Source organism: Corallococcus sp. EGB (assembly GCF_019968905.1).
In the GTDB taxonomy this organism is placed as follows: Bacteria; Myxococcota; Myxococcia; order Myxococcales; family Myxococcaceae; genus Corallococcus.
The window spans coordinates 7203603-7228864 of the sequence record NZ_CP079946.1; the positions used below are offsets into that span (position 1 = coordinate 7203603).

20 protein-coding genes are annotated in these 25262 nt (G+C 70.1%); 5 read left to right on the plus strand and 15 right to left on the minus strand.

Translation table 11 applies throughout. The features are described 5' to 3' along the window. Positions 1-3 precede the first annotated feature (3 nt). A complete protein-coding gene (gene panB, locus KYK13_RS29265) occupies positions 4-912 on the minus strand; it encodes a 3-methyl-2-oxobutanoate hydroxymethyltransferase (protein WP_223636264.1) in 909 nt (302 codons plus the stop codon). Between the two features lie 170 nt (positions 913-1082). After that, entirely contained in the window at positions 1083-1724 is a 642-nt protein-coding gene (locus KYK13_RS29270; protein ID WP_223636268.1) for a deoxynucleoside kinase, read from the minus strand. A 183-nt stretch (positions 1725-1907) separates the two neighbouring features. On the opposite strand from KYK13_RS29270, the gene KYK13_RS29275 reads away from it, so the two are divergent. Next, on the plus strand, positions 1908-2195 hold the full coding sequence (locus KYK13_RS29275; protein ID WP_223636272.1) for a hypothetical protein: 288 nt from the start codon (positions 1908-1910) through the stop codon (positions 2193-2195). Between the two features lie 9 nt (positions 2196-2204). Here KYK13_RS29275 and rsmA read toward each other — a convergent pair whose 3' ends face one another. The 5 genes from rsmA to KYK13_RS29300 form a co-directional block, all read right to left on the minus strand. Continuing rightward, positions 2205-3083 (minus strand): 16S rRNA (adenine(1518)-N(6)/adenine(1519)-N(6))-dimethyltransferase RsmA, encoded by an 879-nt coding sequence (gene rsmA, locus KYK13_RS29280; protein ID WP_223636274.1) that lies wholly within the window; start codon positions 3081-3083, stop codon positions 2205-2207. 10 nt (positions 3084-3093) lie between these two features. Continuing rightward, positions 3094-4092 carry a tRNA (adenosine(37)-N6)-threonylcarbamoyltransferase complex transferase subunit TsaD gene (tsaD, locus tag KYK13_RS29285; RefSeq protein ID WP_223636276.1) on the minus strand — a complete coding sequence of 333 codons (999 nt, stop codon included), beginning with the start codon at positions 4090-4092 and terminating at the stop codon, positions 3094-3096. A 52-nt stretch (positions 4093-4144) separates the two neighbouring features. After that, positions 4145-6907 (minus strand): DUF4388 domain-containing protein, encoded by a 2763-nt coding sequence (locus tag KYK13_RS29290; protein WP_223636278.1) that lies wholly within the window; start codon positions 6905-6907, stop codon positions 4145-4147. A 144-nt stretch (positions 6908-7051) separates the two neighbouring features. Beyond that, complete coding sequence (locus KYK13_RS29295) at positions 7052-12931, minus strand: J domain-containing protein (RefSeq protein ID WP_223636280.1); 5880 nt, start codon at positions 12929-12931, stop codon at positions 7052-7054. Between the two features lie 34 nt (positions 12932-12965). Continuing rightward, positions 12966-13469: a tRNA (cytidine(34)-2'-O)-methyltransferase gene (locus tag KYK13_RS29300; RefSeq protein WP_223636282.1), complete on the minus strand. Its 504-nt coding sequence runs from the start codon at positions 13467-13469 to the stop codon at positions 12966-12968. Positions 13470-13486: 17 nt separating this feature from the next. Here KYK13_RS29300 and KYK13_RS29305 point away from each other — a divergent pair, with 17 nt between their 5' ends. The 3 genes from KYK13_RS29305 (at position 13487) to KYK13_RS29315 (ending at position 16335) form a co-directional block, all read left to right on the plus strand. Next, positions 13487-13855 carry a DUF192 domain-containing protein gene (locus KYK13_RS29305; protein ID WP_223636284.1) on the plus strand — a complete coding sequence of 123 codons (369 nt, stop codon included), beginning with the start codon at positions 13487-13489 and terminating at the stop codon, positions 13853-13855. Positions 13856-13998: 143 nt separating this feature from the next. Next, complete coding sequence (locus KYK13_RS29310; RefSeq protein WP_223636286.1) at positions 13999-14763, plus strand: Stp1/IreP family PP2C-type Ser/Thr phosphatase; 765 nt, start codon at positions 13999-14001, stop codon at positions 14761-14763. 75 nt (positions 14764-14838) lie between these two features. Beyond that, the gene (locus KYK13_RS29315; protein ID WP_223636289.1) at positions 14839-16335 is read left to right on the plus strand and encodes a hypothetical protein; all 1497 of its coding nucleotides are present in this window, start codon (positions 14839-14841) and stop codon (positions 16333-16335) included. Here the strand turns inward: KYK13_RS29315 and KYK13_RS29320 are convergent, their stop codons facing one another. Together KYK13_RS29320 and KYK13_RS29325 are read right to left on the minus strand one after the other, a co-directional pair. Then, positions 16336-17364: an NDP-sugar synthase gene (locus KYK13_RS29320; RefSeq protein WP_223636292.1), complete on the minus strand. Its 1029-nt coding sequence runs from the start codon at positions 17362-17364 to the stop codon at positions 16336-16338. Positions 17365-17368: 4 nt separating this feature from the next. Beyond that, the gene (locus KYK13_RS29325) at positions 17369-18409 is read right to left on the minus strand and encodes an aminoglycoside phosphotransferase family protein (RefSeq protein ID WP_223636295.1); all 1041 of its coding nucleotides are present in this window, start codon (positions 18407-18409) and stop codon (positions 17369-17371) included. A 296-nt stretch (positions 18410-18705) separates the two neighbouring features. On the opposite strand from KYK13_RS29325, the gene KYK13_RS29330 reads away from it, so the two are divergent. Then, positions 18706-20073: a pyridoxal-phosphate dependent enzyme gene (locus KYK13_RS29330; RefSeq protein WP_223636296.1), complete on the plus strand. Its 1368-nt coding sequence runs from the start codon at positions 18706-18708 to the stop codon at positions 20071-20073. A 98-nt stretch (positions 20074-20171) separates the two neighbouring features. Here KYK13_RS29330 and KYK13_RS29335 read toward each other — a convergent pair whose 3' ends face one another. From KYK13_RS29335 to KYK13_RS29360, 6 genes are all read right to left on the minus strand, one after another. Continuing rightward, positions 20172-20573: a hypothetical protein gene (locus KYK13_RS29335; protein WP_223636298.1), complete on the minus strand. Its 402-nt coding sequence runs from the start codon at positions 20571-20573 to the stop codon at positions 20172-20174. Between the two features lie 3 nt (positions 20574-20576). Further along, positions 20577-20975 carry a hypothetical protein gene (locus KYK13_RS29340; RefSeq protein WP_223636300.1) on the minus strand — a complete coding sequence of 133 codons (399 nt, stop codon included), beginning with the start codon at positions 20973-20975 and terminating at the stop codon, positions 20577-20579. Between the two features lie 150 nt (positions 20976-21125). After that, positions 21126-21584: a hypothetical protein gene (locus tag KYK13_RS29345; RefSeq protein ID WP_223636302.1), complete on the minus strand. Its 459-nt coding sequence runs from the start codon at positions 21582-21584 to the stop codon at positions 21126-21128. A gap of 66 nt (positions 21585-21650) precedes the next feature. Beyond that, positions 21651-22097: a MaoC family dehydratase gene (locus tag KYK13_RS29350; RefSeq protein ID WP_223636304.1), complete on the minus strand. Its 447-nt coding sequence runs from the start codon at positions 22095-22097 to the stop codon at positions 21651-21653. Positions 22098-22190: 93 nt separating this feature from the next. Further along, positions 22191-24020, minus strand: coding sequence for a discoidin domain-containing protein (locus KYK13_RS29355; protein ID WP_223636306.1), 1830 nt, complete (start codon positions 24018-24020; stop codon positions 22191-22193). A gap of 86 nt (positions 24021-24106) precedes the next feature. Next, entirely contained in the window at positions 24107-25252 is a 1146-nt protein-coding gene (locus tag KYK13_RS29360) for a cystathionine gamma-synthase (RefSeq protein WP_223636308.1), read from the minus strand. Positions 25253-25262: the final 10 nt, after the last annotated feature.

Here is a 25262-nt window from a genome sequence, read left to right on the forward strand (position 1 = left end):
GGCCTAGACCGGAGCCCCGTAGATGCCGCCGACCTTCTCCGCGGGCTCGCTGGCGCCCGCCGCGTCGGGGGCCACCGGCGTGGGCGTCACCAGCCGGATGCCCTTGGTGGCCTTGAAGCTGTGCTCCTCATCCGGGAACGTGCCCGCACGCACCTCGGAGAAGAACGTGTTCGTGGCCTCGGTGATGTTGCCGTGCAGGTTGGCGAAGCGCTTCACGAACTTGGGCTTGAAGTCCGGGTTCATTCCCAGCAGGTCGTAGCAGACCAGCACCTGGCCATCGCAGTGCTTGCCCGCGCCGATACCGATGGTGGGGATCTTCAGGCTCTGGGTGATGGTGCGCGCCAGCTCCAGCGGCACGCCCTCCAGCACCAGCGCGTAGGCGCCCGCGGCCTCCAGCGCGAGCGCGTCCTCCAGCATGCGGCGCGCGGCATCCTCGTCGCGGCCCTGCACGACGTAGCCGCCCATCTTGTGCACCGACTGCGGCGTGAGCCCCAGGTGGCCCATGACGGGGATGCTGGCGCGCACGATGGCGCGCACGGTGTCGGCGAACTCGGCGCCGCCCTCCAGCTTCACGCTGCCCACGTTGCCTTCGGCGACGAGCCGCCCGGCGTTGCGCACGGCCTCCTGCGGCGACACCTGGTAGCTCATGAACGGCAGGTCGCCCACCACGTGCGCCCTTTTGGCGCCGCGGCTCACGGCCGCGCAGTGGTAGACCATCTGGTCCATGGTGACGGGCAGCGTGGACTCCTGCCCCTGGATGACCATGCCTAGCGAGTCACCGACCAGCAGCACGTCCGCGCCGCCCTCGTCGAGGATGCGCGCGAACGTCGCGTCGTATGCGGTGACCATGCAGATCTTCTGACCGGACTGCTTCAGGCGCTTCAGCGTGTGGATGGTGACCTTGTCCTTCACGGTTCACCTCCTGTGTGTGAGACGGGTGGGACAGCCTCGTGGAACGTCAGGCCCCTCACCGTCCCCAGGGGGGATCGCCGGAGGCCGGGGTTCCACGGGGATGCACTCTAACGCCCTCGGCGCCGCGTGGGGGATCAACCCACGCCAGGCAGCCAGGCGGGCGTCGGCCGTCAGCCCCGGCGGGACCTGGGGGTGTAGTGCTGAACGCCGGATTTCACGCTCGCGATGACGTTCATCAGGTCCTCGCGGTCCGCCTCGTTGTGCACGAAGTCGATGTCCGACGTGTTCACCACGAGCAACGGCGTATCCGAGTAATGCGCGAAGAAGTCGTTGTACGCGTGCGTGAGCGACTCCAGGTAGCCCGCGTCGAACTTGCGCTCGAACTCACGGCCGCGCTTCTTGATGCGATGCAGCAGCACGTCCAGCTGGGCCTGGAGGTAGATGACCAGGTCGGGCTGCGGGACGCGGGGCCCCAGGGCCTCGAAGACGCGGTCGTAGAGGGCCAGCTCGTCCGAGGCGAGCGTGAGGTTGGCGAAGATGCGGTCTTTCGCGAACAGGTAGTCGCTCACGGTGACGGAGCGGAACAGGTCCTGCTGGAAGAGCTCCTGCTGCTGGCGGAAGCGCGAGAGCAGGAAGAACACCTGCGTCTGGAACGCGAACTTCTGCCGGTCCGCGTAGAAGCTGGAGAGGAAGGGATTCTCCTCCACCACCTCCAGGATGCGGCGGCTGCCCAGTCGCTCCGTGAGGAGGTTGGTGAGGCTCGTCTTGCCCACGCCGATGGGGCCTTCGACGACGATGTAGCGGTGGTCCATCGGCCCGAGGCCTCCGCCCCCGGAAATGCCACGCATGAGACACATGCGCGCGCGGGGGGCGGATAACACAACCATGCCCCCGTGCATCCGGCAATTTTCGCCGGGCCCACCCCACCCTTGCGCCCCAAGGGGTCATCCCCTACGGTGCCCGCGCACACGGACAGCGGGAGCAGCGGGCCACAGATGCGCGGCAGGCAGCGGGTGAAGACGGTGGTGGACCTGGTGGAGACGCCGGAAGCGGCGCCCGTCGCCCGTCCGGCCACGGCCCCTCCCGCACCTCCGGTGGACGCGGATCCACTGTATGGCGTGGCCCTGCTGAAGACGGCCTTCGAATTGAAGCGCCGGCCCGAGGGCTCCGTGGACGAGGTCCTCAGCGGCGTGCTCGCGCGCATGCGCATCGACGAGGACGCGTTCCGCGAGTTCCTCTCCCAGCAGGGTGGGCTCCTGGCCGCGCTGGGCCAGAAGCGCTGAAGGGCTCCCCTACTCCTGCGCGGTGTCCTCTTCCGGCGCGTCCGGGGGCGGCGGCGCCATGGCGGTGATGGGGCCCAGGGCGCGCTCGATGGCGGCGAACTCCTCCGGGGAGAGCGTCTCCGCGCGGCGGCCCGGGTCGATGCCCGCCGTCTGGAGCGCGGCGAGCAGCACCTCCGGCGGCGCCAGGCCCTTGTCGGACTTGAGCGAGTTGATCAGCGTCTTGCGGCGCTGCGCGAAGCCGGCCTTCACCAGCCGGGTGAAGCGGGCCTCATCCACCAGGGGCGCGCGGGGCTGCTTGAGCCGAGTGAGGCGCAGCACGGCGGAGTCCACCTTCGGGGGCGGATGGAAGCGCCACGCCTCCAGTGTGAGCACGTTCTCCACGTCGAAGTGCAGGCCGAGCAGCACCGTGAGCAGCCCGTAGTCTCGGTTGCCGGGCTCCGCGGCCAGCCGCACCACGACCTCCTTCTGGAGCGTGAAGACGGCGCGCGAGATGCGGGTGCGCTGCTCCAGCACCTGGAAGAGGATGGGGCTGGTGAGGTGGTACGGCAGGTTGCCCACGAGCGCGATTTCCGGCGCGCCGGCCACCTGGGCGAAGTCCACCGTGGCGGCGTTGCCTGGAACCACGCGCACGCCGGGGATGGCCTCCTTCTCCAGCACGGCCACCATGTCGCGGTCGCGCTCCACGGCGGTGACGCGCGCGCCGGTGGCGGCGAGGAAGCGCGTGAGGTGGCCCAGGCCGGGGCCCAGCTCCACCACGGGTTCGCCCTCGCGCAGGGCGAGCGCGTCCGCGATGGCCTGGAGCGCGTCCGGGTCCCCGAGGAAGTTCTGTCCCCAGCTGTGCTTGGCGCGCAGGCCGTGGCGCTTGAGGATGTCGCGCGGAGAATCCACTGTCAGGTCCCTACTCCATGCGCCAGGCGGGGTCGGCCGCGAGGCGGAAGTCACCGCGCAAGCCGCGGCGCCACGCTTCATACCCCGCGACGGCGATCATCGCGCCATTGTCCGTGCACAGCCGCACCGGCGGCAGGAACATGCGCAGCCCCCGCTCCTCCGCGCGCTGCTTGCACAGCGCCCTGAGCCGCGAGTTCGCCGCCACGCCGCCGCACAGCACCAGTTGATTGTGGCCCAGCCTCCGGGCCGCGGCGACGAGCTTCTTCGACAGCACGTCCGCCACCGCCTCCTGGAACGACGCGCACAGGTCGTGCAGGGCCTGGCCCTCCGGCACGCCGTGCTTCTGGACGTGGTGCAGCACCGACGTCTTCAGGCCGGAGAAGGACACGTCGAAGTTGTCGCCCGGCAGCGCGCGCGGGAAGCGGATGGCCTCCGGGTCGCCCTTCTGCGCCAGCTGATCAATGGGCTGCCCGCCCGGGTACGGCAGGCCGAGGATGCGCGCCGTCTTGTCGTAGGCCTCGCCCGCGGCGTCGTCGCGCGTGCGGCCCACGAGGCGGTAGTTCCCGTAGTCGCGCACCTCGTAGAGGCTGGTGTGTCCGCCGGAGACGACGAGCCCCAGGAACGGCGGCGCGGGCGCGTCCTCCAGGAGGCGGATGGCGAGCAGGTGCCCTTCCAGGTGGTTGGCGCCCACGAAGGGCTTGCCGGTGGCGAGGCTCAGCCCCTTGGCCACCTGGAGCCCCACGAGCAGCGCGCCGATGAGGCCAGGGCCGGATGTGACCGCGAGCAGGTCGATGTCGTCGAGCGTCCGGTTCGCGCGCGTGAGGGCCTCGTGGATGACGGGCATCACCTGGACGATGTGATTGCGGCTGGCCAGCTCCGGGACGACGCCGCCCCAGCGGCGGTGGATGTCCACCTGCGTGGAGACGACGTCCGACAGGACGCGCCGCCCGTCCTCCACGACGGCGGCGGCGGTTTCATCGCACGAGGTTTCAAGTCCCAGGACGAGCACGACGACTCCGACAACAAGGGCGGGCAGGAGGCGGACAGGCCGCCTCCCCTGCTCATTTCATCCCATTGAGCAGGGCACGCACCTCGTCCGCCGAGCTTCCCGTCGGTTCGAGGAACAGATACTTCTTATAGGCCTCGGCCGCTCGGGTTTGATCACCGGAGAACTGGAGCGAGCTGCCCAGCCAGAACCAGGCCTTCGCGTTCTTGGGCTCCGCCTTGACGACGTCCTGGAGCAGCCTGGCCGCTTCCCGGTAGCCGGACTCGCTGGTGCTGCTGTTGTTGGCCAGGGAGATGGCCAGGCCCGTCTTCGCCTCGACGGAGTCGTTATCGAGCGCCAGCGCCTTGCGGTACGCGCCCATGGCCGACTTGAAGCTCTTGCGCGCCAGCAACGTGCGGCCGTCCTTGATGTAGTCCGCGTAGGTGGCCTTCGCCTGCGCCACGGGCGGCGTCGCCTCCGGCGTGGGCGCGACGGCGATGCCCGCGTCGGGGATGGCGGCGGGCTCGGGCGTGGCCGTCTTCACCGGCGCCGCGCCCGCGTCCTCCGGGGCGGTGACGGTCTTCGCCGGCGGGGCGCCCGCGTCGGCCGGAGCGTCCGCGGTCTTCGCGGGCGGCGGCGCGACGTCCGGCGGCTTGGGCGTCGCCTCCGGCGGCTTCGGCGCCTCCACGGGCTTCGTGGGCTGCGTCACCTTGGGTTCGGTGGGCCGCGGCGCTTCGGTGCCGCCCGAGCCCTTGGAGATCACCACCGCGGCCACGGCCGCGACGAGCAGCAGGCCGCCCGCGACGAAGAGGCCCGTGCGCTTGGGCTTCATCGCGGCGATGAGCTCCGCGTCGTCCTCGTCGTGCGCGGGCTTCGCGCTCGCGGGCTTCGCGGAGGTCGTGCTGGCCGCGGCGGCGGGGCCGTGCGTGGACGCGGGGCTCGCCGGCGCCGTGGGGCTCGGGCTGGCGGCGGGGGGCGCCACGGGAGCGGGGGCCTCGGGCTCCGTGAAGTACGCCTCGGACGCGGGCACGTCCTGTGGGGCGGCGGGCTCCACCGGCTCCAGGGCGGCAGGCTGCGCGTCGAAGGGCGTCGTCGCGGGGAACTCGACGTTGAGCGCCACCGGGGCCACCTGGGGCGGCACGATGCCGTGGCCCGGATACGGCGGCAGCGCGAGCTGCGGCGGCGCGGACTCCTCCACCGGCATCTCTTCCTGGAAGGCCTCCGTGCCGCTGACCAGCGTCACCTCGGACGACGGCGGGGCCGGCGTGGGAGGCGGCACGGGCGCCAGCGGGCTGGGCGCGATGGCCGCGCCCCCAAAGATGGGCGGGCGCGAGGGCGGCGGCTCCACGTGCGCCTGCGCGGGCGCGGCGGCGAAGGGGCTGGGCGCGGCCGGAGCGCGGGACGCGGCCCCCCAGGGCGAACCCGGGCCCCAGGTGCTGGAGGCGCTCAGGCCCTCCGTGTCCACCCGGCTCCAGTCGAGCAGCAGGCTGCGCCGCGCATGATCCACCGCGCGGTGCGCCGGGGGCGGCTCCACGAGGAACGACGAGCCCTCCTGAGACAGCGGAGGCACCACGGGCTCCGGCTCCTGCCCGAACGCGGGAGGCGCGTCACCCGGGCGGACGCGCGGCGGGAAGATGATCACCTGCGCGGGCTGCGCCGAGGCCGGCGCGGGCGCCACCTGCGCCACGGGCGTGACCTCTTCCGCGGGCTCTGGCCGCGCGGGCGCCGGGGCCTCGGTGTGCGGGACCTCCGCCGCGGGGGGCGCTTCCGCCGGCGGCGGCTCCACCGGGGCCGGCGCGGCCTCCTGCGCGGGCGCGGTCTCCACGGGGATGGGCGGCGCGGCGTTGAGCCACTGCTCGATGCCCGGCTTGCGGCTCTGCACGGGCTCCTGCGGCGCGTTGCCCAGCTCGCGGATCAGCCCTTCGAAGTACAGCTTGCTGATGATGCCCAGCGCGGCCAGGTCCTCGAAGTCCGAGTCCTCCACCACGCGCGACAGCGCGCGCTTGCCGTCGAACAGGCGCAGGAGGCCGTTCACCTCGTCGGGGATCTCCGACAGGCGATCCGCCAGCTGGTGGTAGTCGATCTCGAAGACCGTCTCCAGGGGCGGGAGCTGCTCGAGCATCCGGCCCCACTCGTCCAGCCGGCGCATGCCCTCCATCAGGAGGCCCTGAGTGGAGACCTCGATGCGCTCCGGGCGGTCCAACGTGGTGAACTGCACGTCGAACTGGCCTTCGAACGTGTTGAGCAGGCGGTAGAAGGCGTTCTCGCCCTTGAGCCGGCCCAGCTCCGCGTCGATGACGCGGCCTTCCTTGAAGTAGACGACGCCGGTGCGCTCGCCCTGGATGGAGATGACGCCCGTCTTGCGGCCGATTTCAAACGTCTGGACCAGGTCCACGACGCCCATGTCGGCGAGGCTTCCCGCGAAGCCGCCCTTGGTCGTCTCGCGCTTCTCGATGCGTTCCTTCTCGGCCTTCTGAAGGATCATCTTCACGCGGGTGACGATCTCTTTGATGTAGATGGGCTTCGTCAGGTAGTCGTCGCCCCCGAGCTCCAGGCCGCGCACCTTGAACTCGACCGACTTCTGGTTCGTCAGGAAGACGAAGGGGATGAACTTGAAGCGCTCGTCGGACTTGAGCGCCTTGCAGAGCTCGAAGCCGTCCATCTCCGGCATCTTGGTGTCCGCGAGCACGAGGTCCGGCGGGCTGATCTGGACCTTCTCCAGCGCATCCTTGCCGTGGATCGCAGTCGTGACGGAGAAGCCGGCCTTCTTCAGGCTGACCTCCATCACGCGCAGACTCTTCGCGTCACCATCGACGAGGAGCAGGTGCTGCTTGGCCACGTGGCATGCCTTTCAAGACGGGCGGGGCGGCGGATCCGACGGACGCGCCCCGTGGAGCGCAAGCATCGGGTCCGGTTTCCAGGTGTGTCAATGGGCGGGACTGTCCGGAAAACCGGCCGGTCCCCTCCCCGGGGGACAAGCGGGTCAGCGGAAGAGACCCTTCTTGGGTGGGTTCTTCTTGCGCATGTCGATGAGCCGCAGCTCCTGGTTCGCCTCCAGGTGCTTGGGGTTCGCGCGAACCGCTTCCCGGAAGTGCTTCTCCGCGCGGTCCATGTCCCCTTCCACGCGGGCGATGACGCCCAGCTGGTAGTGGGCGCGATCACAGTTCGGGTCGGCGCGCACCGCGTCCGCCATCCACTGTTTGGCGCGGGGCATGTCGGCCTTGCGGCTGGGGTCCATGTAGACGGCCCAGGCGCGCGCCGCGAGGTACAGCGGCTTGGGGTCCAGGGCGTGGGCGCGCTCGTAGTGTTCGCTGGCGGCGATGAAGTCGCGCTTGCGGAAGAACACCTCGCCCATGCGGAAGAGGTCGTCCGCGTTGGTGTCCGCGCGGGCCGCGGCGGGGCTGCCGGGGCGGGCGCTGGCGGCCGCGGGAGGCTTGGGGGCGGCCTGCGCGCCCTGCTGGGCCTGCTGGTAGTTCTTGCGGCGGGTGTCGTCGTGGAGGACTTCGTAGGCCTCGCGGATGGACTCGAAGACGGCGGTGATCTTCGGCGCCAGGTGGGGCAGCGAAGGCGGCAGCCGGTCCGGGTGGAACACCTTGGCGAGGCTCAGGAAGGCGGCCTTCACCTGGTCGCGCGTGGCGTCCTGCGGAACCCCCAGTGTGACGAAGTGGTCCTTCTTCGTCTGGATGTCGGCGTAGCGCTGCTCGATCTGCTGCGCGAGCCGGCCCTCGTCGGGCTTGGGGGGTTCCGGGGGCGCGGCGGCGGGCGGCGGGGCGGCGGATTCGGGCGTGGCCGGGGTGCCCGCGGCGGGGGGAACGGGGCGGGCGCCGAGCGTGCCCATGTTCTCCATGGCGCGGCGCAGGAGGCGCTGGCGCCGGAGCTTGGAGGCTTCGTCGGGGTTGGAGGGGTCTTCGGCCGCCACGTCGTCCTCGTCAAAATCCCAGTCGTCCAGATCACCGGACAGCTCATCCCCAGTCTGGCCAGAAGCCCCCGCGTTGTCACCGGGGAAGGCGGAGGCTCGGGGGGAAGGCAGTGGCTCGAATGTCGCCTCGACGATGGCCTCGACGAGGAATTCGTTGGCATCGCCCGCCGAGCGGACATCCGAGCGGATGAGGGCTTCCAGGTGGGCGTCCACCTGCTGGAGGGCGGCCTCGAAGGAGGCGGCGAGGTTCTGGGCGGGGTCGTTGGATTCGTCGAAGGAGACGATGCGCCACAGGTCGTCCTCGCTGGCGCGGCCGGGGCGCACGGGCGGCGTGGAGGACGCGGGGAACTTGGGGGGCTGGACGGCCCAGAGGTCCGGCTGGGGAGGCGCCTCGGCGGGGACGACGGGGGCGGCCGGCGCGGCGGCGCGGGTATCAGGAAGGGGCGCTGCGGCGGGGACGATGTCGCCCCAGCTCTCGGGCTCCACCTCGAGGAGGGGGAGGTCAGGCTCTGGGGGTGGAGCGGCGGGGAAGCGCGAGGACTCCTCGGTGAGCCAGGGGTCCATGGGCACGGAGGCCGAGCGACGCAGGGCCTCGGCCATGTCCTGGAGCAGGGCGGCCTGGGCGCGCTTGCGGGCTTCCGTGAGGGCGGAGGTGTTGTCGGTGGCGGGCAGTTCCAGCGCGTCGCGGGAGGAAGCGGGGATGGAGTCCGCCCAGTTCGCCGGGGCGGCGGGTTCCGGCTCCGCGGTGAGGATGATGTCCTCGACCCCGAGCGTGAGGGGTTCCGGCTCCTGGGGCGCCGCGGCGACGGGGACGAGGACCGGGGGCGGCGTGGGGGGCGCGGACGGGCGGGTGCGCCGGGGGAGTGAGGGGGGATGGGCGGGTTTGCCCTGGTCTGACAGGCGCTGGGCCTCGGCGGCCCGGGCCTGTTCGGCGAGGCGGGCGGCTTCGGCCAGGCGCTGAGCTTCGGCTTCGGCGCGAAGACGGGCTTCCTCGGCGATCCGAGCGGCTTCGCTTCGTGCGGCCTCTTCAGCGAGGCGGGCCTCTTCGGCGAGGCGGGCCTCTTCGGCGAGACGTGCTTCTTCCTCGGCGCGAAGACGGGCCTCCACAGCAAGGCGCGCTTCTTCTTCCGCACGCAAGCGCGCTTCTTCCTCCAGCCGCGATTCCTCAGCGAGTCGAGCCTCCTCTTCGGCGCGAAGACGGGCCTCCTCCGCGAGGCGCGCTTCTTCCGCCAGACGGGCCTCTTCGGCAGCACGCAGCCGCGTTTCTTCGGCCAGTCGCGCCTCTTCCGCGAAACGCGCCTCCTCTTCCGCGCGAAGGCGGGCTTCTTCCGCCAGCCGCGCCTCTTCCGCACGCAGGCGAGCTTCTTCGGCCAGCCGCGCCTCTTCCGCGAGGCGGGCCTCTTCCGCAAGCCGTGCCGCTTCGGCTACTCGAGCCTCCTCTTCGGCACGAAGACGGGCCTCCTCCGCGAGGCGCGCCTCCTCAGCAAGCCGTGCTTCCTCCTCCGCACGAAGACGGGCCTCTTCCGCCAGCCGAGCCTCTTCGGCAAGACGTGCTTCTTCGGCGAGGCGCGCTTCTTCCTCGGCACGAAGACGGGCCTCCTCCGCGAGCCGGGCCTCCTCTTCGGCACGAAGCCGAGCCTCTTCAGCCAGTCGCGCTTCTTCCGCCAGCCGTGCTTCTTCCTCTGCACGAAGGCGGGCTTCCTCGGCGAGACGCGCCTCCTCCTCCGCGCGAAGCCGTGCTTCCTCTGCGAGGCGTGCCTCTTCGGCTAGCCGAGCCTCTTCTTCGGCACGGATGCGCGCCTCTTCTGCCAAGCGCGCTTCCTCCGCGAGACGAGCCTCTTCAGCGAGGCGGGCCTCTTCGGCCAGTCGCGCCTCTTCTTCGGCACGAAGCCGAGCCTCTTCCGCGAGACGCGCCTCTTCAGCGAGACGCGCCTCTTCAGCGAGACGCGCCTCTTCTTCCGCCCGAAGCCGAGCCTCTTCCGCGAGACGCGCCTCTTCAGCGAGACGCGCCTCTTCCTCCGCACGAAGACGGGCCTCTTCGGCGAGGCGCGCCTCTTCAGCGAGACGCGCCTCTTCAGCGAGACGCGCCTCTTCCTCCGCACGAAGACGGGCCTCCTCGGCGAGGCGTGCCTCCTCTGCGAGGCGTGCCTCTTCCTCCGCACGAAGACGGGCCTCTTCGGCGAGGCGTGCCTCCTCAGCGAGACGCGCCTCTTCCTCGGCACGCAGCCGAGCTTCTTCCGCAAGCCGCGCCTCCTCTGCGAGGCGTGCCTCTTCAGCCAGCCGGGCCTCCTCGATCGCGCGAAGACGTGCTTCCTCAGCGAGCCGTGCTTCCTCCTCCGCACGAAGACGGGCCTCTTCGGCCAAGCGAGCTTCTTCGGCGAGACGAGCCACTTCGGCCAGTCGCGCCTCTTCGGCCAAGCGGGCCTCTTCTTCCGCACGAAGGCGAGATTCTTCGGCGAGACGGGCCTCCTCAGCCAGACGCGCTTCTTCAGCAAGGCGCGCCTCTTCCTCCGCACGAAGTCGGGCCTCTTCCGCGAGTCGGGCCTCCTCTGCGAGACGAGCCTCTTCCTCTGCGCGAAGGCGGGCTTCTTCAGCCAGACGCGCCTCTTCTTCGGCACGAAGGCGAGCCTTTTCCACGAGGCGCGCTTCCTCGGCTAGCCGAGCCTCTTCCGCCAGCCGAGCCTCCTCTTCCGCGCGGCGACGAGCTTCTTCCGCCAGCCGTGCTTCCTCTTCCGCATGCAGCCGAGCCTCTTCGGCCAGGCGCGCCTCTTCAGCAAGCCGAGCCTCTTCGGCAAGGCGCTCTGCTTCAATACGCGCCAGTTCCGCGAGGCGGGCTTCTTCAAGGGCACGAAGCCGAGCTTCCTCGGCCTGTCGGGCCTCTTCGGCCAGACGCTCCGCTTCGATTCGAGCGGCCTCCTCGGCAAGGCGGGCCTCTTCCGCGAGCCGGGCCTCCTCCTCCGCGCGAAGCCGAGCCTCATCCGCAAGGCGAGCCTCTTCGGCCAGTCGGGCTTCTTCCTCCGCACGAAGGCGAGCCTCTTCGGCCAGACGCGCCTCTTCCGCAAGACGGGCCTCTTCCTCCGCGCGAAGGCGAGCCTCTTCGGCCAGTCGGGCCTCTTCAGCGAGGCGGGCCTCCTCAGCGAGCCGAGCCTCTTCCGCGAGACGCGCTTCCTCTTCCGCGCGAAGCCGCGCCTCCTCCGCTAGCCGAGCCTCTTCAGCAAGGCGAGCTTCTTCCTCGGCACGCAGCCGCGCCTCTTCCGCGCGAAGCCGCGCCTCCTCCGCTAGCCGAGCCTCTTCAGCAAGGCGAGCCTCTTCCTCGGCACGCAGCCGCGCCTCTTCCGCGCGAAGCCGCGCCTCGTCCGCTAGCCGAGCCTCTTCAGCAAGGCGAGCTTCTTCCTCGGCACGCAGCCGAGCCTCTTCGGCTAGCCGCGCCTCTTCCGCGACCCGCTCCGCCTCAAGGCGAGCCAACTCCGCGAGCCGGGCCTCTTCCGCCAACCGCTCCGCTTCAATGCGAGCCAGTTCGGCGAGACGCTCCTCTTCCGCCAACCGCTCCGCTTCGAGCCGAGCAAGCTCCGCGAGCCGTGCTTCTTCCGCAAGGCGCTCCGCTTCAATGCGAGCCAGTTCCGCGAGACGAGCCTCTTCAGCGAGTCTTTCGGCTTCGATGCGCGCCAACTCCGCGAGGCGTGCCTCCTCCGCCAGCCGCTCGGCTTCAATGCGTGCCAACTCGGCCAGCCGAGCCTCTTCAGCGAGCCGTTCTGCCTCGATGCGTGCCAGCTCCGCGAGCCGAGCCTCTTCTGCCAACCGCTCGGCCTCGATGCGTGCCAGCTCCGCGAGCCGAGCCTCCTCCGCCAGCCGCTCTGCCTCCAACCGCGCCAGCTCAGCAAGACGTGCCTCTTCAGCGAGCCGTTCCGCCTCGATGCGAGCCAACTCCGCGAGCCGGGCCTCTTCGGCAAGGCGCTCCGCCTCCAACCGCGCCAACTCCGCGCGCCGAGCCTCCTCCGCCAGCCGCTCCGCTTCGAGCCGCGCCAACTCCGCGAGGCGAGCCTCCTCCGCAAGCCGAGCCTCTTCCTCCGCCCGAAGCCGAGCCTCCTCCGCCAGCCGCTCCGCCTCGATGCGCGCCAGCTCCGCCAGCCGAGCCTCTTCCGCGAGCCGTGCCTCTTCAGCAAGGCGCTCCGCCTCCAGCCTCGCCAACTCCGCGAGCCGAGCCTCTTCCGCGCGCCGTTCCGCCTCCTCGCGCCGGCGGGCCTCCTCGATGGCCCAGGCCTCCTCCTCCGCCTGCCGCAGCTCCTCCTCGCGCCGCAGCCGCTCGCGCTCCTCCCACTCCTCCACGGACAGGGCCTCGATGCGGCCCTCGCGCTCCAGCACCCGCAGCAGCGCCTGCTGCGCTCCCGTCAGCGACTCCGGCTGGCGGAACGCTCCCAGCGTCTCCAGCAGGCTCCGCTCCGACGCATCCGTCAGCCACGGCTCGCACGCCGCCACCTCCGGACAGCGGTAGACCCTCGCCGGCACCGGCTCACTCGGCGTCGGCTCCAGCGCCGCGCGCACCACCCGCACGCCCGCGATGGGCGCGAAGTCCCCCGCCGCCTCCACCGCCTCCGCCTCGAAGTCCGCGCGCTCCGCCAGCTCGCTCAGCCGCCGCACCTGCGCCAGCACCTGCTGCTCGTGCACCACCGCGGGCTGAAGTCCGCCGTCCTCCAGCAGCTCCTCGTCCGGCGCCGCCGCCCCCCCCCGCGCCCACAGCGCGTCCAGGGCGTCCATGTTCAACAACCCGCCCTGGAACAGCGCCTGCGCCGGCGTCTGGTACCCGAAGCCCAGCTTCGCGCCCACGAGGTCGCCTTCGCGCAGCCAGAGCGCGGACTCGCGTCCACCGGCGTGCAGCGTCAGCCGGCCGGTGGCTCGGGACTTGTGGGCGGCGTACAGCGCTTCGGCGACCTGCGAGGCGGACATTCGGCCACGGAGTGTAGCCCGTCCCGCCCTCCCCTCAATTCGACGGCGGCGCCTGCCTGGCCGCTGTCCCCAGCTGCACCTGACGCAGCGCCTCGTAGGCGCCAATCCCCACCGACGTCGAAAGATTCAAGCTCCGGCGCTCCGGCAGCATCGGAATGGTCACCGGCGTCCCCGTCCCCCCCTCCATCACCTCCGGCAACAGCCCCGTCACCTCCGAGCCGAACACCAGGTGGTCCCCCGGCTCGAACCGCGCCGCGTACAGCGACGTCTCCGCCCGGGCCGAGAACAGCCACCGCCGGGCCTGGGGGTACTCCGCCACATAGGCGTCATAGGTCGGGTACAGCTTCAGGAACACCTTGTCCCAGTAGTCCAGCCCGGCCCGCTTCAGGTGCCGGTCGTCGATGGAGAACCCCAGGGGCTCCACCAGGATGAGCCGGCACCCCGTCACCGCGCACAGCCGGGCCACGTTGCCGGTGTTGGGCGGAATCTGGGGCGACACGAGGACCAGGTGCAGAGGGGACGCCAGCGGCTCAAGCATGGGATAGAACACCGGACATGCACTGGAGGGTGACCAACGAAACGCGGCAGCGGCTGCTCGCGGACCGCGCTGAACGCGCCGAGTCCTTCGTCCAGCGCTTCCAGGGGCTCATGGGCCGCGCCTCGCTGCCCATGGGGGGCGGGATGCACATCGAGCCCTGCAACTCCATCCACACCTTCTTCATGCGCATCCCCATCGACGTCGCCTTCCTGGACGCGGAAGGGCGCATCGTCAAGCAACTGTCCGCCCTGCCGCCGTGGCGCGCCTCGTCCATCTACTTCAAGGCCCGCTCCGTCCTGGAGCTGCCCGCCGGGGTCCTCCTGGCCAGCGGCACCCAGGAGGGCGACCGCCTGGTCTTCACCCCCGCAGAGGCCCCTGGCGACTAGGGCTCCGAGGCGGATGCCCCTCCCCCGACCCGCACCCGGAGGGTGGAACACTGGGACAGACGAGAGGTTTTTGACCCCTTTTGGAGCGCTTTGTTAACGTCGCGCCCCGATTTTCACGCCTCTCCCCGGAAGAGTCCCTTCGCATGCGCATCGAGGTCGCCGGCAGCACCCACGTCGGGATGAAGCGGAACCACAACGAGGACAACTACCTCGTGCTCCCCGAGGAGAACCTCGTCTGCGTGGCGGACGGCATGGGCGGCCACTCGTCCGGGGAGATCGCCAGCCGCATCGCCGTGGACGAGCTGGGTGAGTTCTTCCGCCTCACGTCCAAGGACCAGGACGCCACCTGGCCCTTCAAGATGGACAAGCAGCGCAACTACGACGAGAACCGCCTGGCCACCGGCATCAAGCTGGCGAACGCGCGCATCTTCGAGCGCGCCACGGCGGACTCCAAGTACAAGGGCATGGGCACCACCATCGTGTCCGTGCACTTCGCGGACAACGCGGCCTACGTGGGCCACGTGGGCGACAGCCGCGTGTACTTCTTCCGCGGCGGCATCCTCCAGCAGGTGACGGAGGACCACTCGCTGCTCAACGACTACCTCAAGGCGAAGAAGCTCACGCCGGAGGAGATCGAGAACTTCCCCCACAAGAACGTCATCGTGCGCGCGCTGGGGATGAAGGAGCAGGTGCAGGTGGACGTCTCGCGCGTGGATCCGCTGGAGAACGACGTCTTCCTCCTGTGCTCGGACGGCCTGAGCGGCATGATCAGCGACGCGCAGATGCAGGACATCCTGTCGCGCACCCCGGAGCTGGAGAAGGCCTGCGGCCAGCTCATCGACCTGGCGAACGCGGCGGGCGGCAACGACAACGTCACCTGCGTGCTCGCGCGCTACCACGCCGCCTGAGCCGCCCGTCCCATCCGGACGCGTGAAGGCCCGCCCTCCCAAAAGGAGCGCGGGCCTTCGTCTTGAGGAGCCCCCATGTCCTGGAACCTGCTGACCGGCCTGCTGCTGATGGCGGCCCCTCCCGACTTCTCCCAGCCCCTGGGAGCGCCCGGTGAAAGGGCGCCCGCGTCGGTCGCGACGCTCGTCTCGGACGGGCAGCAGCTGGTGCTGGACGTGGACGTGGTGGACGCGACGCCGTCGGCCGCGACGGACGACGTGCACTCGGATCACGTGGAGGTCTGGTTCGGGCTGGAGGCTCCCGACGCGCTGATGCCTTCGCGCGTCATCACCACGTCGCCCGCGGGAAAGCTCTTCACGGTGCGCGGCAAGGACGACCCGAAGGAGCTGGAGGCCATCCGGCGGGGCACGGATCCGGGCAACATCGACAACTCCGAGAGGATGCTCAAAGGCTGCGATGAGGACGACAGGGCCGCGCGCGACTCGCTGGGCACGTCGCCCAAGCGGACGCGGGTCCTGCTGGGGCTCGCGCACCTGGGCTTCTTCCCCGACGGCCGAGCCCCCGTGCTCTACGACCTGGAGCGCTACCCGGGCCTGTCCCCGGCCCTGGGCGAAGGGGACGTGCGCTACGAAGCACAGCGCACGGCCACGGGCTACCACGTGCGCGCGGTGCTCCAGCCCGGGGCGCTGCTCTTCGTTCCGAAGGACGGCGTGCGCACGTTGCGCGTCCGGGTGGACGCCATCGACGCGGGCGCAGAGGGCACGAAGGAGACGCTGTGCTCCACGCACCCGGCCCCGAAGTGGGGCGACGCGGAGACGCTGCGGACCGTGAAGCTCGCGAAGCCTCTCACGGTGAAGCTGGTGGAGGGACTCCCGGAGCTGGGGCAGCCCCTACCCAAGGCACCCGGCGCGAAGCAGGCGTTCAACGAGCTGCCACCCTACTTCCTGCGCACCGGGGCGACGTGGACCGGCGTGCGGGTGGAGCGCGCTTTCCCCGAAAGCTACCAGTGGCGCATCTGCGCCACGACGCTCGACGCCGTCACCGAGTACCGCCCGCAGGCCAACGTCTTCGGACCACCCGCCGCTTTCCTGGGCGAAGGCACCGCGCGCATCCCGGTGACGGCCTCGAGCGCTCCGACGACGGTGTACCTCTCCCGGGCGCCGGGCGACCTGCGCGCCGTGCTGTCCCACGACGTGGTGGAGACGTTCCGGTTCAAGGACGGCACACCCGGGCTCGTGGAACGGATGACCGAGCCGATGATGGGCCGCTACACGAGCGGCGCGTGCGGCGGCGCTACCGTGGTCACAGTGCAGCTCGTGCGCATGGAGAAGCAGGGGCCGAAGCGAAAGGTCCTGATGACCTGGAACGACTGCGGCGACGACGTCTCGGATGGAGAGGAGCACGTCGTAGCGAAGCGCCCGGAGGACGCCGAAGAAGACATCACGCCGAAGCTCACCTGGGCCACGCCGGGGCAGAAGCTGCGTGTGACGTTCGGTCCGCGCCTCACGCTGGAAGCCACCTGGAAACCAGATGGTTCCAACGTGAAGGTGGACAAGGTCGCCGCGAAGCCGTGATCAGCGCCCGGCGAGCGGCGCGGGCACCCGGTGCGGGCCCCACGCGAGCACCTCGGTGAGCGCTTCACCGGGTGACACCGGCGTCTCCTCGAACACGGCGCAGCGCTCAAGCCGCGCGCCCTGCCCCACTCGCGCGCCCGGGCCCACCGACACGCCCGGGCCCACGGTGGCTCCCGCGTCCACGACGCTGCCGGCCCCCACGTACGCGGGCCCGCGCACCGTCCCCGCGACGCGGGCTTGCGGATGAACCCAGGCTCCGTCCGCCCCGGCCTTCAGCCCGTGAAGCGGCGAGTCCTTCCCCAGCGCCTGCAACGGCACGCGCCCTTCGAGCACGTCCCGCACCGTGGCCAGGTAGCGCGACGGCATGCCCAGGTCGGACCAGTACGCGTCCACCGCGTGCCCCCGCACCTGGAGCCCCGCCTGCATCACCCGCACGTAGACCTCGCGGTTGATGTCCTCGGGGCCTTCCGCCGTCATGAAGTCGAACACGCTGGGGGACATCACGTGCACGCCCGTGAAGTGCCACGGCTTCAGGCCGTCACCGCCCGGCCCGTAGCCCGCGATGCGGCGCACCTGCCCGCCCGCGTCCGCCTCCACCGCCGCGTACTTCTCCCCTTCCGGCATCGGCAGCAGCACCATCGTCGCCACCGCGCCAGACTCGCGGTGTGCCGCGACCACGGGCCTCAGGTCCACCGGGAAGAGGATGTCCCCGTTGAACACGAGGAAGTCCTCGCCGGAGAGGAAGTCGCGCAGGCCGCGGATGCCTCCGCCCGTGCCCTGGATGACGGGCTCGTGCACCACGTGCAGCGGCAGCCCCGCGCGCTCGCACTCCGCGCGGGCCACCGCCGCCATCGTGTCCGGCAGGTGGTGCGTGTTGATGCCCACCTCCGTCACCCCCGCGGCCCTCAGCACCGCCAGGTGGTAGCGCAACAGCGGCTGCCCGAGGAACGGCATGGCCGGCTTGGGCCAGCGCTCCGTGAGCGGGCGCAGGCGCGTGCCCAGGCCCGCGCAGAGGACCATCGCTTTCATGGCGTCAGGCCGCCAGCTCGGGCACGTACTTCGCCACCAGCTTCTGCAGCCCCGCCAGCTCCGGCCGGCGCGCGAACGCGGCCTTCACGTAGCGCAGCGACGCGGGGATGGAGACGAGGAAGCCCGGGTTGCCCTTCACGCGATTGATGAACTCGAAGCGGCCCGCGTCCTTCAGCTTGCGCTGGATGGTGAGCAGGTCGAAGAACGCCTTGAACTCCTTCGCGTCGATCTTCTCCCCGCTCTCCTGCTCGAACGTGGCGATGTAGCGGTCCAGCATCGTGTCCACGAAGTCGCGGTCCAGCTCCACGTAGCTGTCGCGCAGGAGCGCCACCAGGTCGTACTGGCGCGGGCCCTGGAGCGCGTCCTGGAAGTCGATGACGACGAGCTCGCCCTCCTTCACCATGATGTTGCGGCTCTGGTAGTCGCGGTGCGTGAAGCCTCGCGGCGCGGCGGCAAGCGTCTTCGCGATGCTCCGGAACGTGGCGTCCAGCTCCGCGCGCTCCTCGGCCGTGGGCTGCTTGCCGCTCCAGGCCTCCAGGCCCCACTCGCGGAAGTGGTGCAGCTCCCAGTCGTACAGGTCCTCGTCGAAGGCGCGCGTGAAGGCCAGGCAGTCCGGGTCGCGCTGCTTCTCCGCCTGCACGCGCAGCTTCGCCAGCAGGTCCACCGCGCGCGTGTAGAGCGCCTGGTTGTGGCGGCCGCCCTCCAGCGCGGACTCGAAGGTGATGTCGCTCAGGTCCTCCAGCACCATGATGCCCGCGGGCTCGTCGTAGCGGAGGATGCGCGGCACGCGCACGCCCAGCTTCTCCAGGTAGCGGTGCACGTTGATGAAGGGCAGCTCCTTCGGGGGCTCGCCCTTGGTGGCCTCCTCGCTCTTCTTCGTCGCGTCCGGCGGCATCACCATCAGCACCCAGCTCTCCGGGGGCGTGCCGACGCGGTAGTAGGAGCGGTTGCTCGCGTCGCCCTTCAGCTTCTTGATGGGGGCATCGGGGACGGGACGGCCAATGGCCTGTCCCACCTGGTCGCGAAGGGCGGCCTCAAGTTCCATGGGGGGCGGGTGCTCCAGCGGGGGAAGGGAGACGACACCCGCGAGTATCGGAGGCACGGCGCGGCGGGTCAAAGCCCGCGTGGGCCACGCGCCCCTCGGACGCCTGCCCTGTCGCCTACGCGACGAGGAGCCTGTGCCCCGCGCCCAGGGAAGCCTTCCCCCGGACAGCCGGGGCAACGCGAGGCCGGTCGCGGCATCCTGCGTCAGGAAGGGCCATGCTTTCGGGCATGTTCCCCCTGACGGGGCGGAGCACATATAAGGCCCCGACCCCTACTTTTTTCGGGAAGCCACGCACGATGGACATCCAACAGAACATCCTCACCGCCATTGGCCACACGCCGCTGGTGAAGCTCAACAAGCTCGTCGGTCCGAACGACGCCACCGTGCTCGTGAAGTGCGAGTTCATGAACCCCGGCGCGTCCATCAAGGACCGCATGGCGCTCTACATCATCGAAAAGGCCGAGCGGGAGGGGAAGCTCAAGCCCGGCGGCACCATCGTGGAGAACACGTCCGGCAACACCGGCATGGGCGTGGCGCTGGCCGCGGCGGTGAAGGGCTACAAGTGCATCTTCACCATGCCGGACAAGATGTCCCTGGAGAAGATCAACCGCCTGAAGGCCATGGGCGCGCAGGTCGTCGTCACGCCGACGAACGTCCCGGCGGAGGACCCTCGCAGCTACTACGAGACGTCCAAGCGCCTGGCCAAGGAGACGCCCGGCGCGTTCATGCTGAACCAGTACCACAACCCGGACAACATCGAGGCGCACTACCACACGACGGGCCCGGAGATCTTCCAGCAGACCGACGGGAAGATTGACTACTTCGTGTCCGGCCTGGGCACCGGCGGCACCATGAGCGGCGCCGGCAAGTTCCTCAAGGAGAAGATCCCCGGCCTGAAGAACATCGGCGTGGATCCGGAAGGCTCCGTCTACGAGGGCTACTTCAAGACGGGCAAGCTCACCGAGCCGCACGTCTACAAGGTCGAGGGCATTGGCGAGGACATGCTCTGCGGCGCCATGGACTTCAAGGTCGTGGACGACGTGCGCCAGGTGGATGACCGCATGTGCTTCAACGCCGCGCGCCGCCTCGCGCGGGAAGAGGGCATCTTCGCGGGTGGCTCCTCCGGCGCCGCCGTGCACGTGGCGGTGCAGCTGGCGAAGGAGGTCGGCAAGGGGAAGACCATCGTGGTCGTCCTGCCGGACTCCGGCAGCAGCTACATCAGCAAGTTCCACTCCGACGAGTGGATGCGGGACAACGGCTTCATGCAGGAGAAGGGCGCCGGCACCGTGCGCGACATCATCGGCGCGAAGCCCCGCGACCTGAAGACCGCGAAGCGCGGGGACCGCGTGGACCACGTGGTGGAGACCATGCGCAGCCACGGCATCAGCCAGATGCCGGTGGTGTCCGACGACGGCCGCGCCGTGGGGATGGTGCACGAGTACGACCTGCTCAACGCCCTGGTCGCCAACAAGGTGAAGTTCCAGGACGTCATCGACCCCATCGTCGCCCCGCTCCAGGGCGCCGTGTCCGCCGAGGCCAGCATCGACCGGCTGCGTGAAATCTTCGCGCGCGACAACGTGGCCGTGGTGAAGGACGGCGAGACGGTGGTCGCCATCGTCACGAAGATCGACCTCATCGACTACCTGCACCGCACCGCCGCTTAAGGTCCGCGAGCGGATGCCCTGAAACACCGCGGGCCCGGAAGGAGGAGGACATCCTCCCTTCGGGCCCGTCGTGTTTCTTCACCGGGGATGCGTGTCTGCTAGAGCCCCGGCGGGTCCGGCTTCGTCAGGTCCAGGGCCACCATGTGGTAGCCCGGGCCCACGTGCATGAAGCCGAAGCGCTCCGCGCGGTTCTTGATGGCATCCAGCTGCGAGTAGCCCAGCAGCAGCTTGAAGCCCTGGCGCCGGGCCTCGTCGCGGACCGCGGCGACGATGGCGTTGACCGCCTCGTTGCGGTCCTCCTTGGTCAGCCCGGGGGCGGCGATGATGCCTTCAATCAACGCCACCGAGCTGTCCGTCCGGTACAGGAAGCCCGCCGCCTTGCCGGGCACCACGTAGCCGTACTCCGGCAGGGCGTCCGGCGTCATCGTCTCATCCCACGGCTTGCGCCACAGGTTGAGCAGGTCGTGGTGGAGCTTGGGGTCGAAGCGGACGGGCTTCATGGACTAGGCGAGGAACGTCGACATCTTCTGGGCGGCGAGCTCCGTCGCGTTGTTCATGCCCAGGCTGGTGAGCGGGTTGCTCTTGTGGGACTTGAGCAGGTCGCCCACGATGTCCGTGACCTTGCTCTTGCCCGTCGCCAGGTTCAGCGCACCGGACAGCAGGCTGTTGCCGCCCGCGCCGTCCATCAGGCCGGAGTTGGCGAAGGCCCCGAGCGCGTTCTTGAACACGCCGCCGCCCGGGATGAGGTCCGTGGCCGCGCCCAGCAGCGACTGGAGCGGGTTCTTGCCCTGCATCAGGCCGCTGGCGAAGCTCATCGCCGCGCCCAGAAGCGGGTTCACCATCGTCACGAACGGCTTGACGACGTCCATCACCTTGCCGAGAGCCTTGCCGATGCCACCCATGGTCTGATCCTTTTCGGGGAGGGCCGCGCGGGCCCTCAAGTGAGACTGACAGTGGGATTCTCGGAGGGACGCCCAAGAAGTTTCCGGCGCCTCGATTATCCGGGACCCGCAAGAAAAAGCCCCGGGATTCCGGGGCCTTGGAAGGACGGCTCAGCCCCGGATGGGGCCCTTCTTGGTTTCCGCCGGGTCCACGGTGGCGCCGGGCTTGGGGGCTACGGGCTGGCCGGGCTTGCTGGCGGTGCCCAGCGCGGCGCTGTAGCGCTGCTCGTGGCTCTTGTCGCTGCTGAAGCCGTCGCGCTGCTGCGCGGGGCTGATGGCGATCTCCCCGTCGATGATCTTCTGCAGGTGGGTGCCAATCTCGTCCACCGTGGCGATCTTCGGGTCGCGCGCCTTCAGCTCCTCGTCCGGGATGATCTCCAGCTGGGGCGGCTTGTCCGGGTGGATGGCGTAGTCGAGGATCTTCTCCACGTACTGCGCGACGGGGATCTTCAGCAGCTCCGCCTGCTGCTTCACGTCCGCATCCGCGAGCAGCTCCGCGCGCACCACCTCCACGGGACGCTTCAGCCGGCTGGGCGCCGGAGGAGGAACGACCTCGTTGTTGTTGGACATGGGCTTCTCCTTTGGGCGTATTGCTACCCCAGGTCCACCCTGGAACTCAAAGTATGAGGCGTTTCGCTAGGGAGCCGGGCGGCGGGCGAAGAGGGCGTTGGCCACCTCCGTCATCACCACCTCGCCGTGCTGGTTCACGACCTCCAGGCGCAGCTTGAGCGCGCCGCGGTCCGGCTTGCTCGCGGAGGGCCTCGCCTCCAGCGTCTCGATGCGCACCTTGAGCGAGTCCCCCGGGCGCACCGGCTTCTTCCAGCGCAGCTCGTCCAGGCCGGGTGAGCCCATGCCGGCGGCCTGGCCCAGGAGCCCCTCCACCATGAGCTTGTGGCAGATGGCGGCGGTGTGCCAGCCGCTGGCGATGATGCCGCCGTAGATGCTCTTGCCGGCGGCGTCCTCGTCGATGTGGAAGGGCTGGGGGTCGAACTGGCGCGCGAAGGTGATGATCTCCTCGCGCGTCACCACGTAGGGCCCCCGCTCCATGATCTCACCCACGGGGAAGTCCTCGAAGTAGCGCATGGTGTCCCTTCGGTCGTGCCGGGCCCGCCGGCGGTTCAAGAAGCGTGGAACGCGATGGTTCCGCCCTTCCCTACCCTCCGGCGGGCTCGCGGGCTACTGCGGAAGCGGCTCTTCGGGGTCGGCCACGGACTCCGGCGTGTCCGCGGGCGGCACGGGGCCACGCGGTTTCGGCTCGGCGCGGTCGTCCGTGGGGCCCGGCGGCGTGTCGTAGGCCTCCTCCGCATCGGCTGCGGCCAGGCCGCTGGCCCGGACGCCCTGGGCCGAGGACTTCGCCAGCGTCTTCTTGAGGACGAGCGTGTCGCGCACGGTGTTGCTGGAGGTGATCAGCCGCGCGGTGAGGGTGCCGCCGTCCACCGTCACGTCCAGGAAGCCGTAGGCCTGGCTGTCGCGCAGCGCGCTCCACGCGGGCTGGCTGGTGGCGAAGGGACGCAGCGTGGCGCCGCCACTGCCCACCACCAGGTACGGGACGCCGCGCTGGGAGCCGGAGGCTACGTTGTCACCATACATGGGCTTGCTGCGCTCGTAGTCGTGGTCATGGCCGGTGAGGACCAGGTCCACGCCGTACTTCTCGAACAGCGGGCCGAACTGGCGGCGCATGGTGAGCTGGGAGCCGTGCTCGCCGCTGGACCAGGACGGGTGGTGGAAGAAGGCCACCACCCACGGGCGCGTGTTCGCGGCCAGGTCCGCCTCCGCCCACGCCTTCTGCGCCGCGAGCGTGCACCGGTCCGTGGACGCGAGCCCCACCGCGCAGTTGGAGTCCAGGGAGAGGAAGTGCACCGGGCCCCAGTCGAACGAGTAGTAGCGCTCGGAGCCCTGCGGGTTGTTGGCCGGCAGGTACATGTTGTCCAGGTACGGCTGCGCCTGGTTCGTCACGTACTCGTGGTTGCCCGGCGTGGCGAACATGGGCACTTCCCGCAGCAGGCCGGCCATGGGCGTGAAGAGGTGCGCCTGGAACTCCGCGTCCGTGCCGTCCGGATAGGCGTTGTCTCCCAGCGCCAGCAGCAGCTCCGAGCGCCACTGCGGCGTGCTCATCACCGCCATCACCTTCGCCTGCATGCTGCCGCCCGTGCCGAAGTCACCCATCGCGGTGAAGTGCGCCTTCGTGGCCGAGGACGCCGTGGCGGTCTGGAAGCCGCGCAGGCCCGTCTTGCTGCCGCAGGCCTCCACCACGTAGCCATAGGTGCGGCCCGGGGACAGGTCGGACAGCTTCACCGCGTGGCGCGTGCCGGACAGGCCCGCGCTGACGGAGGACGTGAGACTGCTCCCCTCGCCGTAGCGCACGGTGGGGTTGCAGGTGCTGGCGGTGCGGAAGGCGATGATGGCGGACGTCTGCTTCACGCTCTGCAGGTACGGCAGGCGCGGCAACGCGGGGCCGGAGTCGCTGCTGGACGGCGGCGCGCTGGCCGCGCACGCCCGGGCCTCCGCGATGGAGTTCCAGTCATTCACCGTGTTGCCGTTGACGGTGATGCGCACGTAGCGCGCGCTGCGCGAGGAGAACGTCACCGTCTGCGCGGCGGCATTGAGCGCGCTGTCCCCCGCGTACGCCTGGGTGAAGGTGCTGCCGTCGGTGGACGTGGAGACGACGAAGTGGTTCTGGCGCTCGTTGCCCCGGTGCCACGCGATGGTGGTGCCCGTGAGCGTCTGCGCCGAGCCCAGGTCCATCTGCAGCCACACGCCCGTGCCCTGCGCGCTCCAGCGCGTGCCCAGGTCGTCGTCCTGTGTGTTGGCCGGGACGTTGCCGTCGTCACCGCTGGCCGTCACCGCCCTGGTGACGAGCGGATTGCAGTTGGATGCGGTGAGGTCCTCCGCATCGCCTTCGATGACGGGCGGGAAGGCGGGATCGCTGGGAGTGGGCGGTGACTCGCAGCCCGTCGCGAGCCACACGCCCAAGAGGCAGGTGGGCCAAAGCAGTCGGTTACGCATCGCGCCGGGAACGTTGTTGCCCTACCAACATTCCCCCTGCCCCGGAGGGCAGGCCAGGCCGCCCGGAGAGCGAGCGAGCGCTCCGGCTACTTCACGCGGTCGAGCGCGTGCGCGAGGTCATCGATGAGGTCCTGCGCGTCCTCGATGCCGACGGACAGGCGGATGAAGCCGTCCGCGATGCCCAGCTTCTCGCGCGTCTCCCTGGGGATGGAGGCGTGGGTCATGATGGCGGGGTGCTCGATGAGGGACTCGACGCCGCCCAGGGACTCGGCGCAGGCGAAGACCTTCACCGTCTTGAGGAAGGTGCGCGCCGCCTCCAGGCCGCCGTGGATGTCGAACGTCAGCATGCCGCCGAAGCCGGTCATCTGCTGCTTGGCGAGCGCGTGCTGCGGGTGCGTCTCCAGGCCCGGGTAGGTGACCTTCTTCACCTGCTTGTGCGTGGACAGGTACTGGGCCACCTTCATCGCGTTCTGCGCGTGGCGGTCCATGCGCACGTGCAGCGTCTTCACGCCGCGCAGCACGAGGAAGCTGTCGAAGGCGCCGGACACCCCGCCCACCGCGTTCTGCAGGAAGTACATCCGCTCCGCGATGTCGTCGCGGCTGGTGCAGACGAAGCCGCCCACCACGTCGCTGTGGCCGTTCAAGTACTTCGTCGTGGAGTGCGCCACGACGTCGAAGCCCAGGGACAGCGGCTTCTGGAAGTACGGCGTCATGAACGTGTTGTCCGCGACGGAGAGGATGCCGCGCTTCTTCGCGATTTCGGCGATGCGGCCCAGGTCGATGAGCTTGAGCATCGGGTTCGTGGGGGTCTCCACCCAGACCATCTTCGTCTTGGGGGTGATGGCCGCCTCGAAGTTCTCCGGCTTGGAGAGGTCCACGAAGGAGAAGTTCAGGCCGGAGCGCTTGAACACCTTGTCGAAGATGCGGAAGGTGCCGCCGTACACGTCGTCGGAGACGATGACGTGGTCACCGGCCTCCAGCATGTGCATCAGCATGTCCGTGCCGGCGAGGCCGGACGCGAACGCGGCGCCGTACTTCGCGCCCTCCAGCGCGGCCAGGCAGTCCTGCAGCGCCTTGCGCGTGGGGTTCTGCGTGCGGCTGTACTCGTAGCCCTTGTGCTCCCCCGGCCCGTCCTGGACGTAGGTGGAGGTCAGGTAGACGGGCGTCATGATGGCGCCCGTGGTGGGATCCGGCTCCTGGCCGGCGTGGATGGCGAGCGTGTCGAAGCGCATGGCCTCGCGA

What these genes read in the sequence shown, in the direction of transcription:
- KYK13_RS29295 (WP_223636280.1), bottom strand. Translation starts at nt 12,931, where the DNA reads ATGTCCGCCTCGCAGGTCGCCGAAGCGCTGTACGCCGCCCACAAGTCC.
- KYK13_RS29340 (WP_223636300.1), bottom strand. Translation starts at nt 20,975, where the DNA reads ATGGGTGGCATCGGCAAGGCTCTCGGCAAGGTGATGGACGTCGTCAAG.
- KYK13_RS29335 (WP_223636298.1), bottom strand. Translation starts at nt 20,573, where the DNA reads ATGAAGCCCGTCCGCTTCGACCCCAAGCTCCACCACGACCTGCTCAAC.
- KYK13_RS29305 (WP_223636284.1), top strand. Translation starts at nt 13,487, where the DNA reads ATGCACTGGAGGGTGACCAACGAAACGCGGCAGCGGCTGCTCGCGGAC.
- KYK13_RS29350 (WP_223636304.1), bottom strand. Translation starts at nt 22,097, where the DNA reads ATGCGCTACTTCGAGGACTTCCCCGTGGGTGAGATCATGGAGCGGGGG.
- KYK13_RS29345 (WP_223636302.1), bottom strand. Translation starts at nt 21,584, where the DNA reads ATGTCCAACAACAACGAGGTCGTTCCTCCTCCGGCGCCCAGCCGGCTG.
- KYK13_RS29300 (WP_223636282.1), bottom strand. Translation starts at nt 13,469, where the DNA reads ATGCTTGAGCCGCTGGCGTCCCCTCTGCACCTGGTCCTCGTGTCGCCC.
- KYK13_RS29320 (WP_223636292.1), bottom strand. Translation starts at nt 17,364, where the DNA reads ATGAAAGCGATGGTCCTCTGCGCGGGCCTGGGCACGCGCCTGCGCCCG.
- KYK13_RS29270 (WP_223636268.1), bottom strand. Translation starts at nt 1,724, where the DNA reads ATGGACCACCGCTACATCGTCGTCGAAGGCCCCATCGGCGTGGGCAAG.
- KYK13_RS29310 (WP_223636286.1), top strand. Translation starts at nt 13,999, where the DNA reads ATGCGCATCGAGGTCGCCGGCAGCACCCACGTCGGGATGAAGCGGAAC.
- KYK13_RS29330 (WP_223636296.1), top strand. Translation starts at nt 18,706, where the DNA reads ATGGACATCCAACAGAACATCCTCACCGCCATTGGCCACACGCCGCTG.
- KYK13_RS29275 (WP_223636272.1), top strand. Translation starts at nt 1,908, where the DNA reads ATGCGCGGCAGGCAGCGGGTGAAGACGGTGGTGGACCTGGTGGAGACG.
- KYK13_RS29325 (WP_223636295.1), bottom strand. Translation starts at nt 18,409, where the DNA reads ATGGAACTTGAGGCCGCCCTTCGCGACCAGGTGGGACAGGCCATTGGC.
- KYK13_RS29360 (WP_223636308.1), bottom strand. Translation starts at nt 25,252, where the DNA reads ATGCGCTTCGACACGCTCGCCATCCACGCCGGCCAGGAGCCGGATCCC.
- KYK13_RS29315 (WP_223636289.1), top strand. Translation starts at nt 14,839, where the DNA reads ATGTCCTGGAACCTGCTGACCGGCCTGCTGCTGATGGCGGCCCCTCCC.
- KYK13_RS29355 (WP_223636306.1), bottom strand. Translation starts at nt 24,020, where the DNA reads ATGCGTAACCGACTGCTTTGGCCCACCTGCCTCTTGGGCGTGTGGCTC.